Source organism: Streptomyces sp. 6-11-2 (genome assembly GCF_006540305.1).
GTDB lineage: Bacteria > Actinomycetota > Actinomycetes > Streptomycetales > Streptomycetaceae > Streptomyces.
This window is the reverse complement of the sequence record NZ_BJOR01000001.1, coordinates 3,249,583-3,264,623: the sequence shown is the minus strand read 5'-3', so window position 1 is coordinate 3,264,623 and position 15,041 is coordinate 3,249,583. Positions and strand designations below refer to the sequence as shown.

Genomic DNA, 15,041 nt, shown 5'->3' with positions numbered 1-15,041 from the left:
TACGCGTTCGGGGTGCCGCCGATTCCGGCTCGCGCGGCCCGCGCCGCTACTCGGTGTGCTCGTCGGCCACCGACAGCGCGGCGTCCAGCGCCGTGAGGCCCTCCTTCAGTTCGGCCTCGGTCGCGTTGCACGGCGGGACGACGTGCGTGCGGTTCATGTTGATGAAGGGCCACAGACCGTTCGCCTTCGCGGCGGCGCCGAAGGCCGCCATCGGGGCGTTCGCCTCCCCGGCCGCGTTGTAGGGCACCAGCGGCTCGCGGGTCTCGCGGTTCTTCACCAGCTCCACGGCCCAGAACATGCCCACGCCGCGCACGTCGCCGACGCTCGGGTGCCGCTCGGCCAGCTCGCGCAGCCCCGGCTCCACGACCTCGGCGCCGAGCCGCTTGGCGTTCTCGACGACGCCCTCCTCGGCCATCACGTTGATCGTCGCGACGGCCGCCGCGCACGCCAGCGGGTGCCCGGAGTACGTCAGACCGCCGGGGTAGGCCCGCTTGCCGAAGGTCTCCGCGATCTTCCCGGAGATGGCGACGCCGCCCAGCGGCACGTACCCGGAGTTCACGCCCTTGGCGAAGGTCATCAGGTCCGGCACGACATCGAAGAGGTCCGCCGCGAACCACTCACCGGTCCGCCCGAAGCCGGCCATGACCTCGTCCAGGATGAAGACGATCCCGTACTTGTCGCACAGCTCGCGCACCCCGGCCAGGTAGCCGGGCGGGGGCACCATGATCCCGGCGGTGCCGGGGATGGTCTCCAGGATGATCGCGGCGATGGTCGCGGGACCCTCGAAGGCGATCGTCGCCTCCAGGTGCTCGAGGGCCCGCGCGCACTCCTGCTCCTCGGTCTCGGCGTAGAAGCGGGAGCGGTAGAGGAAGGGCGCCCAGAAGCGCACCACGCCCGCCGAGCCGGTGTCCGACGCCCAGCGCCGCGGGTCGCCGGTGATGTTGATGGCCTGCTGCGTGCCGCCGTGGTACGAGCGGTACGCCGAGAGCACCTTGGGCCGCCCGGTGTGCAGCCGCGCCATGCGCACCGCGTGCTCGACGGCGTCCGCGCCACCGTTGGTGAAGAAGATCTTGTCCAGGTCGCCCGGCGTCCGCTCGGCGATCAGCCGTGCCGCCTCGGACCGTGCCTCGACGGCGAACGCCGGTGCGAACGTGGTCAGGGTGGCGGCCTGCTCCTGTATCGCGGCGACGACCTTGGGGTGCTGATAGCCGATGTTGGTGAAGACGAGCCCGCTGGTGAAGTCCAGGAAACGCTTGCCGTCGTAGTCCCAGAAGTACGAACCTTCGGCACCTGCCACGGCCGGCGGGTCGATGAGGTCCTGGGCGGACCAGGAGTGGAACACGTGCGCCCGGTCCGCGGCCTTCACGACTGCACCGGCTTCGGGATTCGGCTGAGGGGTCATGCGGCGAGGGTAAACGGCGTGGACGGGAGCGCGACATCGGCGCCCTGTCTGTGGACGCGGGGTTTTAGCGACAGGTTGTCTGGAGGGCGGCCCGCGCGGGGCGGACCTGTTACGGAACCGTAGACGCCGGGGCGCCCGGCCGGACGGGCCGCCGCACTATTCTCGGTCTGACGCACAGGGGCCGTATCGGGGGATATCGGGGGGAGGCGGTTCGGCCATGGAGAGGCTGGGGCCTGGCGATCCGCAGAGGATTGGTGCCTACCGGCTGTTGGCGCGGCTCGGGGCCGGCGGCATGGGGCAGGTGTTCCTGGCCCGGTCGGACCGGGGGCGGACCGTCGCCGTGAAGCTGGTGCGGCGGGAGCTGGCGCAGCAGGAGGAGTTCCGGGCGCGGTTCCGGCAGGAGGTGCGGGCCGCGCGGCAGGTCGGCGGGTACTGGACCGCGCCCGTGCTGGACGCGGACACCGAGGCCGCGGTGCCGTGGGTGGCCACCGGGTACGTCGCCGGGCCGAGCCTGCAACGGGTCGTCGGGCACGACCACGGCCCGCTGCCCGAGCGGTCCGTGCGGATCCTCGCGGCCGGGCTGGCGGGCGCGCTGAAGGACATCCACGCCGCCGGTCTCATCCACCGCGACCTCAAGCCCTCGAACGTGCTGGTGACGATCGACGGGCCGCGCGTCATCGACTTCGGCATCGCCCGCGCGCTGGAGACCGTCACGGACGGCGGGCTCACGCGGACCGGCGCGCTGGTCGGCTCGCCCGGTTTCATGGCGCCCGAGCAGGTCCGCGGCGACCGGGTCACGACCGCGTGCGACGTCTTCTGCCTGGGTTCGGTCCTCGCGTACGCGGCGACCGGCGCGCTTCCGTTCGGCGGCGCCGACAGCGGAGTGCACGCGCTGATGTACCGCATCGCCGAGAAGGAACCCGACCTCGAGGCGCTGCCCGAGGGCATCGCCGACCTCGTCCGCGCCTGCCTGAAGAAGGACCCGGCGGCCCGGCCCACCGTGGACCGGATCATCCAGCGCACCGGCGCCGAGGACACGATCGCCGACGGCCGCCTGCGCGACCCGTGGCTGCCGGGCGCCCTGGTCGCCCAGCTCGGACGCCACGCGGTCCAGCTCCTGGACGCGGAGAACCCGGAGGAACCGCGGGAGACGACGACACCCCCGAGCCCGACGGGCCCCACGGGGCAGGCGGCGGGCGCGTCCAACCCTTACGGACCGTCCGGCACGCCCGGGGCCGTGGCAGGAGCGCCGGCTGCCGGGCTCGCATCCGCCGCTTCGGGCGCACCTGGCCCTTACGGTGCGTCGCCGGGTGCGCCGGGTGCGCCGGGTGCGCCGGGAGTGCCGGGAGCCGCCGGGGGGTCGGGTGGGGCCGGGGCCGTTCCGGGGCCGCCCGCTGCCGGTGTGCCTGGCCCTTACGGGGCGCCGGTGTCGCCCAGTGCGCCTGGTGTGCCGGGGGCCGCCGGGGCGGTGTCGGGGGCGCCTGCCGGCGGGGCTGCTGCCGGTGTGCCTGATCCTCACGGGGCATCGGCACCGCCCGGTGCGCCCGGTGCGTCGGGAGCCCCCGGGACTCCTGGAGGGGCTGGTGCCGTTCCGGGGGCGCCAGTCGCGGGGGCGGCTTCGGGTGTGCCTGGCTTTTATGGGCCGTCGGCGTTGTCCGGTACGCCCGGTGTACCGGGAGCCGCCGGGGCTCCGGGAGGCGCTGGGGCGGTGTCGGGGGCGCCTGCCGGCGGGGCTGCTGCCGGTGTGCCCGGCCCCCACGAGGCGGCCGCGTCGCCCGGTACGCCCGGTGTCGTCCCGGGAGCCGCCGGGGCTCCCGGAGGGCCTGGGCCGGTCTCCGGGGCGCCTGCTGACGGGCCCGGAGCTGCCGCTTCGGGTGTGCCCGGCCCGCATGGGGCCTCGGTGTCGCCCGGTGCGCCAGGTGCGCCTGGTGTGCCGGGGGCCGCCGGGGGTTCGGGTGGGGCCGGTGCCGTTTCGGGGTCGCCCGCGTCAGGCGTGCCCGGCCTTCCTGGACCCTCGGCGCCGCCCGGTGCGCCGGGTGCCGTTGGTGTTTCGGGTGGGGCTGGTGCCGTTCCGGGAACGCCCGCTGCCGTTCCGGGAGCGCCCGCTGCCGGTGTGCCCGGTTTTCATGGGGCCTCGGTGTCGCCCGGTGTGTCCGGGGTGCCGGGAGGCGCCGGGGTTTCTGGAGGGGCTGGGGCTGTCTCCGGGGCGTCCGTTGCCGGTTCCGGGGACGCCGGAGGCGGCTCGCAGGGGCCGGGTGCGGCTTCCGGCGCCGCCGGTCCCGCCGGGGCGCAGCCGTACGCCTCCCCCGAGCACGCACCCGTCTCCGACGCCTCCGCGCCACCGCCGCCCGCACAGCCCGGCGGTGGGGGACACACCCCGGTGAATCACCTGCCCACCATGATCGCGGGGCAGGCGCCGCCCCCGGGCCTGGCGTCCGCTCCCGTCCCGTACGGCTACCCCCAGCAGCACCCCCAGCCCGCCGCCTACGGCTACCCGCAGCAACCCGGCGGCTGGGGCGCGCCACCCGGACACCATCCGTACGGCGGCCTGGGGCAGACCCCACCGTACGGCCCGCCTCCCATCAGCTCGACCCCTCCGTACGGCCCGAGCCCGCTCCCGGACCGGGAGCCGCGCCGCAGCGGCCGCTCCACCGCGGCGCTGGTCGCGGTGGCACTGGTGGTGGCGCTCGGCGCAGGCGGTTCCGTGTACGTCCTGATGCGCGACGGCGGCGACAGCGACAACAAAGGCGGCGGGTCCGGCCCGAGGCCGACCGCCGGCGTGTCCACCACGCACGACGCCACGGGCCCCGGCGGCTCCGACCCGTCACCGGCGGCCTCGCAGCCGAAGTCCCCGTCGCCGGTCGGCGGCGTGGTCCCGACCGGCTACCTCGGCAGCTGGACGGCGACGATCCACAACGCCTACGGAGCGAACAGCCGCCGGCTCACCATCACCCAGGGAAACGTGGGCGACACCGTGCTCACCCTCGTCGCCGACGGGCCCACCGACAGCGGCGGCACCTACCACTGCGTGTTCGAGGCCCGGCTCGCCCAGCGGCCGAGCGGCGGCGGCCCGCTGGAGATCGGCCCCTCCGTCGTCACGACCGGACAGCAGAGCGAGGGGTGCAACCCGGGCGCGGCCACGCAGGTCACCCTGCTGCCGGACGGCACGCTCCAGCGCGTGAACACCGGCAGCGGGGAGAAGCTGGCGTACATCAGGCAGTGACGGCGTCGGCGCCACCGAACACTGCCGGACCGGTGCCACGAGGCGGTGACCGGGGTCAGCGCGGCTCCGGCGGCCGCTGCCGGGGCATGTTCGGCCGTGCGGCGCCCGGCGGCAGCGGCAGGCGCCCGTGCCCGCCGGGCGGCTCGGACCGCCCGGCGGCTCCCGGCCCCGCCGTCCGAAGGCCCATCGGCGCCGAGCCGATACGGAACTCCACCATCCAGTCGGCCGTCTCCGTGCGCACCAGCTCGTTGACGTCCTCCGAGAACCGCCGCAGCACCCCCAGGCACCGCTCGGCGGCCTCACCGGCCGTTCCCTCCGCCGGACCCAGCACCTCCCGCACGTTCTCGGACGCCCAGTCGAACTGGAGCACCTGCAACCGGCGCTGCACGGCCTGCGCGGTCGCCACGTCCCGCATCCACCCGGCCGTCACCCCGAAGTACCGGTCGATCCCGACACACGCCACGCACAGCAGCAGCGCCACATACCCCCACGGCGCCACGCCGTCGGCCGCCCCGGCCAGATCGAGCAGGGGCAGCGCCGCCCCCGTCACCGCCCCCGCCGCGGCCCCGGCCCGCAGCGCACGCGCCCCGCGCCGCTTCCACACCCGCTCCCCGAGGTACCAGGCCACGGTCTGCAGCGCCCCCCGTTCCACCCAGCGGTACAGCTCGTCCAGCCGCTGCGCCGGATCTCCCCAGTCGCCGAGCGGGAACGGCCGCCCGGTCAGATCGCCCGGCCGCAGCCCGGCCGCCCCGTCGCCCCGCCCGTCCTGCGGCGGACGCTCGGGCTGCATCTCCGGCTGACCCACCCGGCACTCCCTACTGATTACGATCCGTGACGCTGGCTGACACGCCGGACCCTTCCTACCCCCCAATGGGTGGCGAGGCGCCGGGAAGCACGGCTTTTCCGCCCGTAAGAGGGCCTTGATCAGGTATAGAACTCATCCAAGACTCACTCGAAAGAGTGGCGGGGCGCTGCCTGCCCGGACCACGTAGGCTCGTGCCAGCGGGGAACCGGCGAATCGGTCCCCGCCCGGAAAGCCGTACGAACGCAGGAGCTGATCGTGATTCCCGGTGGTGGCCAGCCCAACATGCAGCAACTGCTCCAGCAGGCCCAGAAGATGCAGCAGGACCTTCAGCGGGCCCAGGAGGAGCTGGCGCGGACCGAGGTCGACGGGCAGGCGGGCGGCGGTCTGGTGAAGGCCACCGTCACCGGCGCCGGCGAGCTGCGCGCGCTGAAGATCGACCCCAAGGCGGTGGACCCGGAGGACACCGAGACCCTCGCCGACCTGATCGTCGCCGCCGTCCAGGCGGCCAACGAGAACGCCCAGGCACTCCAGCAGCAGAAGCTCGGCCCGCTGGCCCAGGGCCTGGGCGGCGGCACCGGAATCCCGGGGCTGCCTTTCTGAGGCGGGCGCGGGCAACTACCGTACGTACCGAAGCGATCCAGGAAGGACGGCAGTCCGTTGTACGAAGGCGTGGTTCAGGACCTCATCGACGAGCTCGGGCGGCTGCCCGGCGTCGGTCCCAAGAGCGCGCAGCGGATCGCCTTCCACATCCTCCAGGCGGAACCGGCGGACGTACGGCGGCTCGCCCAGGCCCTGCTCGAGGTGAAGGCGAAGGTCCGCTTCTGCGCGACCTGCGGCAACGTCGCGCAGGAGGAGCTGTGCGGGATCTGCCGCGACAGCCGCCGCGACCCCTCGGTCATCTGTGTGGTCGAGGAGCCGAAGGACGTCGTCGCCATCGAGCGCACCCGAGAGTTCCGCGGCCGTTACCACGTCCTCGGCGGGGCGATCAGCCCCATCGAGGGCGTCGGCCCGGACGACCTGCGCATCCGGGAACTCCTGGCCCGACTGGCGGACGGCACGGTCACCGAGCTGATCCTGGCCACGGACCCGAATCTCGAAGGCGAGGCGACGGCGACGTACCTCGCCCGCATGATCAAGCCCATGGGCCTGAAGGTCACCCGCCTGGCCAGCGGCCTCCCGGTGGGCGGTGACCTGGAATACGCGGACGAGGTCACCCTCGGCCGCGCCTTCGAGGGGAGACGACTCCTAGATGTCTGACGCCACGCTGCACGCCACCAGCCAGAACCCGGACGACTTCGCCGTCCAGATCGCCGACCAGGTGGAGAGCTTCCTGGTCGCGGTCACCGAGGTCGCCAAGGGCGACGAGCCGGACTCGGCGGTGCCCTTCCTGCTGCTGGAGGTCTCCCAGCTGATGCTGGCCGGCGGCCGGCTGGGCGCGCACGAGGACATCGTCCCCGACGAGCGCTACGAACCCGACCCCGGCCCGGAGCAGGACGTGGACCAGCTCCGCGAGAACCTCGCGCGCCTGCTGGAGCCGATCGACGTCTACTCCGAGGTCTTCGACCCCTACGAGCCGCGCCGGGCACCTGTGCCCGCCCGTATCTCCGACGACCTGGCGGACGTCATGGCCGACCTGCGGCACGGCATGGTCCACTACCGCGCCGGCCGCACCACCGAGGCCCTCTGGTGGTGGCAGTTCTCCTACTTCTCCAACTGGGGCTCCACTGCCTCCGCCACCCTGCGCGCCCTCCAGTCCCTGGTCGCCCACGTCCGCCTCAACCAGCCCCTGGAGGAGCTGGACGGCCTGGACACCGACCAGGGCATGGGCGACGAGACCCTGGAGTTCGAGGCCGGCAAGGTCATGGCGGAGGAGATCGCGGACCCGCTGGGACTGCGCCGGGCGCGCTGACCGTCCGGTGTGACCCGGCGCACTTTCCGAGTGGTGCTCCGGTGCCTGGGCATGAGCCGTTCTGACCAGCGGGCGCCGGGCATCTCACCATGCGGTATCGCGAAAGGGAAATTCGGACGCTCGATAGACTGAGCCGACCGCACCGCGTATGCGCGAGTGCGATGGACACGGACTGAGCGAGGAGCGCACGTGGGCCTTGTCGTGCAGAAGTACGGAGGCTCCTCCGTAGCCGATGCCGAGGGCATCAAGCGCGTCGCCAAGCGGATCGTGGAAGCCAAGAAGAACGGCAACGACGTGGTTGTCGTGGTTTCCGCGATGGGCGACACGACGGACGAGCTGATCGATCTCGCCGAGCAGGTTTCCCCGATGCCTGCCGGGCGCGAGCTCGACATGCTGCTGACCGCCGGAGAGCGGATCTCCATGGCCCTGCTGGCCATGGCGATCAAAAACCTGGGTCACAAGGCCCAGTCGTTCACCGGCAGCCAGGCAGGTGTCATCACCGACTCGGTGCACAACAAAGCCCGGATCATCGATGTCACGCCGGGCCGGATCCGGACCGCGCTGGACGAGGGCAACATCGCCATCGTCGCCGGTTTCCAGGGCGTCAGCCAGGCAGGGAAGGACATCACCACGCTGGGGCGTGGCGGGTCCGACACCACCGCCGTGGCGCTCGCGGCCGCCCTCGACGCCGAGGTGTGCGAGATCTACACCGACGTCGACGGCGTGTTCACCGCCGACCCGCGCGTGGTGGCGAAGGCCCGGAAGATCGACTGGATCTCCTTCGAGGACATGCTGGAGCTGGCCGCGTCCGGCTCCAAGGTGCTGCTCCACCGCTGTGTGGAGTACGCGCGCCGGTACAACATCCCGATCCACGTCCGCTCCTCCTTCAGCGGATTGCAGGGCACGTGGGTCAGCAGCGAGCCGATTCAGCAAGGGGACAAGAAGGTGGAGCAGGCCATCATCTCCGGTGTCGCACACGACACCTCCGAGGCCAAGATCACGGTCGTCGGCGTGCCCGACAAGCCCGGCGAGGCCGCCTCCATCTTCCGTACGATCGCCGATGCCGAGATCAACATCGACATGGTCGTGCAGAACGTGTCCGCCGCCGCCACCGGCCTGACGGACATCTCCTTCACGCTGCCGAAGGCCGAGGGCCGCAAGGCCATCGACGCGCTGGAGAAGAACCGGGTCGGCATCGGCTTCGACTCCCTGCGCTACGACGACCAGATCGGCAAGATCTCCCTGGTCGGCGCGGGTATGAAGACCAACCCGGGCGTCACCGCCGACTTCTTCACCGCGCTGTCCGACGCGGGCGTGAACATCGAGCTGATCTCGACCTCCGAGATCCGTATCTCGGTCGTCACCCGCCAGGACGACGTGCCGGGGGCCGTGCGTGCCGTGCACAGCGCCTTCGGGCTCGACTCCGACAGCGACGAGGCCGTCGTCTACGGAGGCACCGGGCGATGAGCGACCGACCGACGCTCGCGGTCGTGGGAGCGACCGGAGCCGTCGGCACGGTACTGCTCCGGATCCTGTCCGAGCGCGCGGACATCTGGGGCGACATCCGCCTGCTCGCCATTCCCCCGGACTCCCACCCGCGTCCGAGCGGCGGGGAGCCCGAGCGCGCGGTCGGCCGCAGGCTGACCGTGCGCGGCGAGGAGGTCGAGGTGGCCGCGCTCGCCGAGGACGCCTTCGACGGGGTGGACATCGCCCTGTTCGACGTCCCCGACGAGGCCGCCGCGCACTGGGCGCCACTCGCCGCCGCCCGGGGCGCGGTGGTGGTCGACAACTCGGGCGCCTTCCGCACCGACCCGGACGTGCCGCTCGTCGTGCCCGAGGTCAACCCGCACGTGGCGCGGCGGCGCCCGCGCGGGATCGTCTCCAGCCCCCACTGCACCACCCTGTCCATGATCGTGGCGTTGGGCGCGCTGCACGCCGAGTTCGGCCTGCGCGAGCTGGTCCTCTCCTCGTACCAGGCGGTGAGCGGGGCCGGACACGAGGGCGTGGAGACCCTGCGCCGGCAGCTGTCCCTGGTGGCGGGCACCGAGCTGGGGACCAGCCCCGGTGACGTGCGGCGGGCCGTCGGGGACGACACCGGTCCGTTCCCGGAGCCGGTGGCGCTGAACGTCGTGCCGTGGGCCGGGTCGCTGTGCGACGAGGGCTGGTCGTCGGAGGAGATGAAGCTGCGGGACGAGTCCCGCAAGGTGCTCGGGCTGCCGCGGCTGCCGGTCGCCGTGACCTGCGTGCAGGTCCCGGTGGTCACCACGCACTCCCTGACCGTGCACGCCCGCTTCGAGGGTGAGGTCACGGTCGGCAAGGCGCGGGAGATCCTGGCCACCGCGCCCGGCGTGGTGCTGTACGACGACCCGGCGGCGGGCGAGTTCCCCACGCCCGCCGACGTGGTGGGCACCGATCCGACGTGGGTCGGGCGGGTGCGCCGGGCGCTGGACGATCCCACGGCGCTGGATTTCTTCGTGTGCGGTGACAACCTGCGCAAGGGCGCGGCGCTGAACATCGCGCAAATCGCGGAACTGGTCGCGGCCGAGGCGCTGTGACTCCTGTCGTACGAGTGGGCCCCCGCCGGAAATGCCGTGGCCAGGGGCCTGTTTGTTTGTAGGATCCATGTAAGAATCATGGTCCGGCCGGTGGGCTGGACCACTTGATCCATGCCGTTCGGCGGCTGATGATTTGCCTCCCCGTCCTTTGCAACCGCGCGAAGGGCGGGGAGCGTCTTTGCGGTCGCCCTTCGGGGGCGTGGGGACGCTGCGGGACGTGGGGACGTCCCGGTGATTCAGGCATAGGGGATGAGCGGGACGCATGAGGCCATACCAGGCGCATTCGGTTGTGCCGCCTGCCGCGAGAACGTCGCCGGACGTGGCACACGGCGCAAATGACTTGCCCGGCACGTACAACCTCGGCGGGGGGAGACGTGTCCAACTGGCGTGGCAGAGGTTCTTGAGTTCACCCCCAGGCTCTTCGAGCGGGGGGTATCCCCAGCGGCGACCCGCGGCACCGCACTGCGGCCGCCCCGCGCGGCGCTCCGTCCGCGCGTTCCCGGCGGCATGCCGGTGATCGCGCCCATGCCCGCCGCGCGGCCCGCCCGCATACCCAGTCAGCGTGAGGCCGCCGAGGAGACCGTGGCGGCCGGCACCACCGTCGACCATCTCACCGAGACCTACCGCGCGCACTACCGCTCGCTGCTGGGCCTGGCCGCGCTCCTCCTCGACGACACGGCCTCCTGCGAGGACGTGGTCCAGGAGGCGTTCATCCGCGTCCACTCCGCGCGCAAACGCGTCCGGGACCCGGAGAAGACCCTCGCCTACCTGCGGCAGACGGTCGTCAACCTCTCCCGCTCGGCCCTGCGCCGCCGCATCCTCGGCCTGAAGCTGCTGTCCAAGCCGATGCCGGACATGGCCAGCGCCGAGGAGGGCGCCTACGACCAGCTGGAGCGCGACTCCCTGATCAAGGCGATGAAAGGCCTCCAGCGCCGCCAGCGCGAGGTCCTGGTGCTGCGCTACTTCGCGGACATGACCGAGGCGCAGGTCGCCGAGACCCTCGGGATCTCGCTGGGCTCGGTCAAGGCGTACGGCTCGCGCGGCATCGCGGCGCTGCGGGTCGCGATGGGGGCGTCGGCATGAGGGAGCACGACGAGGACCGCGACGAGCGTGAGCCGGACGAACCCGGCGCCTCGCGCGAGGCGGACCATCAAGAGCACACGCAATCGCACGCTGGGAACGGAACCGTGAACCACAGCCCCGACGAACTCGGCCCGGACGGGCTCGACTCGGACGAGCTGGAACTGCGCAGGATGCTGCACCAGGCGGTCCAGGACGTCGAACCGCGGGACGGCACGCTGGACCACCTGAGGCACGCGGTCCCGGCGCGGCGGGCGCGCAAGCGGCAGGCCGTCGTCGGCATGGCGGCCGCCGCCCTGTTCGTCGGCACCGCCATCCCCGCCCTCGTGCACGTCTCCCGCACCGCCGACTCCGACGCCAACCCGGCCATCGCCGGGAAGGCCTCCGAGGCCCAGGACGGTACGAGCCAGGGCAAGGGACCGGACGGCGGCGAGAGCGCCATCGGCGGCTCCTCGGGCAAGGCCGCAGGCGGGGGCGCGGAGGGCCGTAAGGACGACCACAAGGGCGGTCCGGACGCGGCTGCCGACAGTGGACCCACCGGCGGTCCGGACAGCCCCTCGGCCTCCTCCGGCAGCGACGCCCCGGTGTGCACGGCCGCCCAGCTCGGCCCCGCCACCGCCACCGTCGACGCCCCCGACTCGGCCGGTGTCGTCTACGGCACCTTCCATGTCACCAACGTCTCCGCCGGCAGTTGCCGGGTCGGCGGCTCCGGATCGGTGAGCACCCTCGCGCAGGGCGCGGCCGACGCCACCAGGATCACCGTGGTCGTACACACCTCCGGCGACGCGGCGGCGGAACTGCCCGACCCCTCCACCGAGGTGCCCGGCCTGCTCCTGCCGTCCGGCTCGGCGTACGAGGTGAAGTTCGCCTGGGTACCCTCCCAGACCTGTCCGACCAGCGGCGGCGGCAGCACCGGCGGCAACGAGACCGGCGGGCCCTCGTCCGACCCGTCCCCGACCCAGGGGGCGAGCACCACGGGTGCCACGAGCACCGGCGGCGACTCCGGCGTCACCACCCAGATGCTCCTGGCGGACGGCACGGCCGACGGCAGCGTCGTGGTCTCCCACACCCCGGAGGCCGGCTCGCCCTCGGCGTCGGTGACGGTGACGAACGCGTGTGCGGGGACGGTCTACCGGACCGGGGTGCTCCCGGCGTCGTAGGGAACGGTCAGGCGCCGGACGCGCCGCTCGACGCGGGCGCCGGCACCGGCACCTCGTCGGCCTCCTCGGGCGCCAGCCCCAGTTCCGCGTCCCGTAGGGCCTCCACCTCGCGGCGCACCAGCCGGAACCACATGAAGACCACGAAGCCGGCGAAGACGAACCACTCGCCGGTGTAGCCGAGGTTCTGGAACGCCTTCAGGTCCAGCCCGGTGTTGCCGGGGGCCTTCGCCGGCACCGCCTTCATCCCGGGGTCGGCGTGGTCGAGGGTGACCCAGGCGTCGTAGACGCCGTACGGCACGAGGTTCACCAGCGAGGCCGCGCTGATCGCCGCGGTCTGCCCGGACGGGAGTCCGCCCCGGGCGCCGACCCCGTTGTCACCCGGCGTCTCCGACGCCTGGAGCGCTCCGGTGACCGTGACCTCGCCCGCGGGCGGCGCCGGGACCCGGGCCGGGTCAGGGGTCCCCGGCAGCCAGCCGCGTACGACCGGCAGTGCCTTGCCGGAGTCGGTGCGCAGCAGCGTCAGCACGTAGTACCCCGGCTTGCCGTCCAGCTCGCGGTCCGGGACCAGCAGTTGATCGGCGTACCGGCCGGTCGCGGTGGTCGGCATGCCGGACGTGCGCTTGTCCACGGGCAGCAGCCGGTCCAGCGGGCGCGGCGCCTCCTCGCGGTAGGAGGCGGCCTGCTCGGTCGCGGTCCGGTGGTCCTGCACCCGTGCCTCGAACCGGCTCAGCTGCCAGGACCCCATGAACACACAGAAGGGGATGGCGAGCAGCACGAAGACGTTGATGCCCCACCAGCGAGGTGTCAGCAGAAACCGGTACACGCCTCAACGGTACGGTGCCGCAGGCTCCGCCCCGGTCGCGGGGTCGGCCCGGAGGGGCGCCGGGTGGCCGGGACCCGGGGCGCCCGGCGGGCGGGAAAGGTGTGGAAACCGCGAGAGGATGCGAAGGATCCGGGCGGAGTTGTCCACAGGCTGGGGAGACCGGTCGCCGATGTGACGGCGGGACCGGGCACTATGGGGTCATGACTGAGAGCAACGGGTCCGACTCGCCGCAGCAACTCGACCGGCGGGCACTCATCGAGGAGATGCCGGACTGGGAGAAGCGCTTCCGCGCGCCCCGGGTGTCCCTGCCCGACTGGGCGGAGGACGCGCCGGAGCGCTCCCTGTTCGTGTCGAACGCGACCGGGACGTACGAGCTGTACGCCTGGGACCGGGCGACGGGCGGGCAGCGGCAGGTCACCGACCGGCCGAACGGCACGACGGACGGTCTGCTCTCGCCGGACGGGCGCTGGATCTGGTGGTTCGACGACAAGGACGGCGACGAGTTCGGCGTCTGGCGGCGGCAGCCCTTCGCGGGCGGGGCCGACGAGGCGGCCGTACCCGGCCTCGGGGCGTCGTATCCGGCGGGCCTCGCGCTCGGCCGCGACGGCCGCACGGCGGTCGTGGGACGCTCGACGGACGAGGACGGCACGACCCTGCACCTGGCCCGCGACGGCCGGGTGACGGAGATCTACCGGCACCGCGAGTCGGCGGGCGTGGGCGACCTCTCCCACGACGGCTCGCTGATCGCCCTGGAGCACACCGAGCACGGCGACGCGATGCACTCGGCGCTGCGCGTGCTGCGCCCGGACGGCACGACGGTCGCCGAGCTGGACGACACCAAGGGCGGGACGGTCGAGCTGGGCCTGGAGGTGCTGGGCTTCGCCCCGGTCGACGGGGACACGCGGCTGCTCGTCGGCCACCAAAGACGCGGCCGGTGGGAGCCGCTGGTGTGGGACGTGGCGACGGGCGAGGAGCACGACCTGGCGCTCGACCTGCCCGGCGACGTGAGCGCCGAGTGGTGCCCGGACGGCGGCGGACTGCTCGTGGTGCACGGCTTCGAGGCCCGCAGCGAGCTGTTCCGCTACGACCTGGCCACCCGCGAGCTGACGACGATCCCGACCCCGCCCGGCACGGTCTCCGGCGCGACCGCCCGCCCGGACGGCAGCGTGGAGTACCTGTGGTCCTCGGCGGCCGAGCCCTCCGCGGTCCGCTCGACGCACGGCGGGGTGGTCCTCGACCCGCCCGGAATGAAGTCCCCGGGTTCGGTGCCGGTGGAGGACGTGTGGGTGGAGGGCCCCGGCGGCCGTATCCACGCCCTGGTGCAGAGGCCCGCGGGCGCGACCGGGCCGCTCCCCACGGTCTTCGACATCCACGGCGGCCCCACCTGGCACGACAGCGACTCCTTCGCCGCGGGCCCGGCCGCCTGGGTCGACCACGGCTACGCGGTGGTCCGGGTCAACTACCGCGGCTCGACGGGCTACGGCCGGGCGTGGACGGACGCGCTGAAGCACCGGGTGGGCCTGATCGAGCTGGAGGACATCGCGGCGGTCCGCGAGTGGGCCGTCGGCTCGGGGCTGGCCGACCCGGCCCGCCTGATCCTCACCGGCGGCTCCTGGGGCGGCTACCTCACCCTGCTCGGTCTCGGCACCCAGCCCGGCCTGTGGGCGCTGGGCATCGCGGTGGTCCCGGTCGCCGACTACGTCACGGCGTACCACGACGAGATGGAAGCGTTGAAGGCCATGGACCGCACCCTGCTCGGCGGCACCCCGGAGGAGGTGCCCGAGCGCTTCGAGGCATCCTCGCCGCTGACCTACGTCGACCAGGTCGAGGCGCCCGTCTACATCTCCGCCGGGGTCAACGACCCGCGCTGCCCGATCCGCCAGATCGAGAACTACGTCAAGCGCCTCCAGGCACGCGAAGCCGTCCACGAGGTGTACCGCTACGACGCCGGCCACGGATCCCTGGTCGTCGACGAACGCATCAAGCAGATCCGCCTGGAGCTGGACTTCGCGGAGCGGCATCTGCCGAAGTAGGGAAGCCGCGGGGCGCGGGTGGCCCAGGACCGCGCATCCTGAGCCGCCTGC

11 protein-coding genes and 1 pseudogene are annotated in these 15,041 nt (G+C 73.1%); 9 read left to right on the top strand and 3 right to left on the bottom strand.

Features of this window, described 5'->3' with window-relative positions:
* Positions 1-46 precede the first annotated feature (46 nt).
* Complete coding sequence (locus TNCT6_RS14045; protein WP_141359693.1) at positions 47-1,402, bottom strand: aspartate aminotransferase family protein; 1,356 nt, start codon at positions 1,400-1,402, stop codon at positions 47-49.
* Between the two features lie 217 nt (positions 1,403-1,619).
* Between TNCT6_RS14045 and TNCT6_RS14040 the strand changes: the two are divergent.
* Positions 1,620-3,020 (top strand): annotated as a pseudogene (locus tag TNCT6_RS14040) (serine/threonine-protein kinase); the annotation flags it as partial.
* 1,660 nt (positions 3,021-4,680) lie between these two features.
* Here the strand turns inward: TNCT6_RS14040 and TNCT6_RS14035 are convergent.
* Positions 4,681-5,430 (bottom strand): SLATT domain-containing protein, encoded by a 750-nt coding sequence (locus TNCT6_RS14035; RefSeq protein ID WP_141359692.1) that lies wholly within the window; start codon positions 5,428-5,430, stop codon positions 4,681-4,683.
* Between the two features lie 255 nt (positions 5,431-5,685).
* Between TNCT6_RS14035 and TNCT6_RS14030 the strand changes: the two genes are divergently transcribed.
* The 7 genes from TNCT6_RS14030 (at position 5,686) to TNCT6_RS13995 (ending at position 12,134) form a co-directional block, all read left to right on the top strand.
* The gene (locus TNCT6_RS14030) at positions 5,686-6,030 is read left to right on the top strand and encodes a YbaB/EbfC family nucleoid-associated protein (RefSeq protein WP_141359691.1); all 345 of its coding nucleotides are present in this window, start codon (positions 5,686-5,688) and stop codon (positions 6,028-6,030) included.
* Between the two features lie 57 nt (positions 6,031-6,087).
* Positions 6,088-6,687, top strand: a complete 600-nt coding sequence (gene recR, locus TNCT6_RS14025; RefSeq protein ID WP_141359690.1) for a recombination mediator RecR — start codon at positions 6,088-6,090, stop codon at positions 6,685-6,687.
* Positions 6,680-7,339, top strand: coding sequence for a DUF5063 domain-containing protein (locus TNCT6_RS14020; protein WP_141359689.1), 660 nt, complete (start codon positions 6,680-6,682; stop codon positions 7,337-7,339). The genes recR and TNCT6_RS14020 overlap by 8 nt, the downstream gene beginning before the upstream one ends.
* Before the next feature lie 189 nt (positions 7,340-7,528).
* Positions 7,529-8,806, top strand: coding sequence for an aspartate kinase (locus TNCT6_RS14010; RefSeq protein WP_141359688.1), 1,278 nt, complete (start codon positions 7,529-7,531; stop codon positions 8,804-8,806).
* Positions 8,803-9,894, top strand: a complete 1,092-nt coding sequence (locus TNCT6_RS14005) for an aspartate-semialdehyde dehydrogenase (RefSeq protein ID WP_141359687.1) — start codon at positions 8,803-8,805, stop codon at positions 9,892-9,894. The genes TNCT6_RS14010 and TNCT6_RS14005 overlap by 4 nt, the downstream gene beginning before the upstream one ends.
* A gap of 387 nt (positions 9,895-10,281) precedes the next feature.
* On the top strand, positions 10,282-10,977 hold the full coding sequence (locus tag TNCT6_RS14000) for a SigE family RNA polymerase sigma factor (protein ID WP_373996170.1): 696 nt from the start codon (positions 10,282-10,284) through the stop codon (positions 10,975-10,977).
* Complete coding sequence (locus tag TNCT6_RS13995) at positions 10,974-12,134, top strand: hypothetical protein (protein WP_253266101.1); 1,161 nt, start codon at positions 10,974-10,976, stop codon at positions 12,132-12,134. The genes TNCT6_RS14000 and TNCT6_RS13995 overlap by 4 nt, the downstream gene beginning before the upstream one ends.
* A gap of 7 nt (positions 12,135-12,141) precedes the next feature.
* On the opposite strand, the gene TNCT6_RS13990 is transcribed toward TNCT6_RS13995, so the two are convergent.
* Positions 12,142-12,957, bottom strand: a complete 816-nt coding sequence (locus TNCT6_RS13990) for an SURF1 family protein (protein ID WP_141359686.1) — start codon at positions 12,955-12,957, stop codon at positions 12,142-12,144.
* A gap of 200 nt (positions 12,958-13,157) precedes the next feature.
* Between TNCT6_RS13990 and TNCT6_RS13985 the strand changes: the two genes are divergently transcribed.
* Complete coding sequence (locus TNCT6_RS13985) at positions 13,158-14,990, top strand: prolyl oligopeptidase family serine peptidase (protein ID WP_141359685.1); 1,833 nt, start codon at positions 13,158-13,160, stop codon at positions 14,988-14,990.
* Positions 14,991-15,041: the final 51 nt, after the last annotated feature.

What these genes read in the sequence shown, in the direction of transcription:
- TNCT6_RS14020 (WP_141359689.1), top strand. Translation starts at nt 6,680, where the DNA reads ATGTCTGACGCCACGCTGCACGCCACCAGCCAGAACCCGGACGACTTC.
- TNCT6_RS14005 (WP_141359687.1), top strand. Translation starts at nt 8,803, where the DNA reads ATGAGCGACCGACCGACGCTCGCGGTCGTGGGAGCGACCGGAGCCGTC.
- TNCT6_RS13995 (WP_253266101.1), top strand. Translation starts at nt 10,974, where the DNA reads ATGAGGGAGCACGACGAGGACCGCGACGAGCGTGAGCCGGACGAACCC.
- TNCT6_RS14045 (WP_141359693.1), bottom strand. Translation starts at nt 1,402, where the DNA reads ATGACCCCTCAGCCGAATCCCGAAGCCGGTGCAGTCGTGAAGGCCGCG.
- TNCT6_RS13985 (WP_141359685.1), top strand. Translation starts at nt 13,158, where the DNA reads ATGACTGAGAGCAACGGGTCCGACTCGCCGCAGCAACTCGACCGGCGG.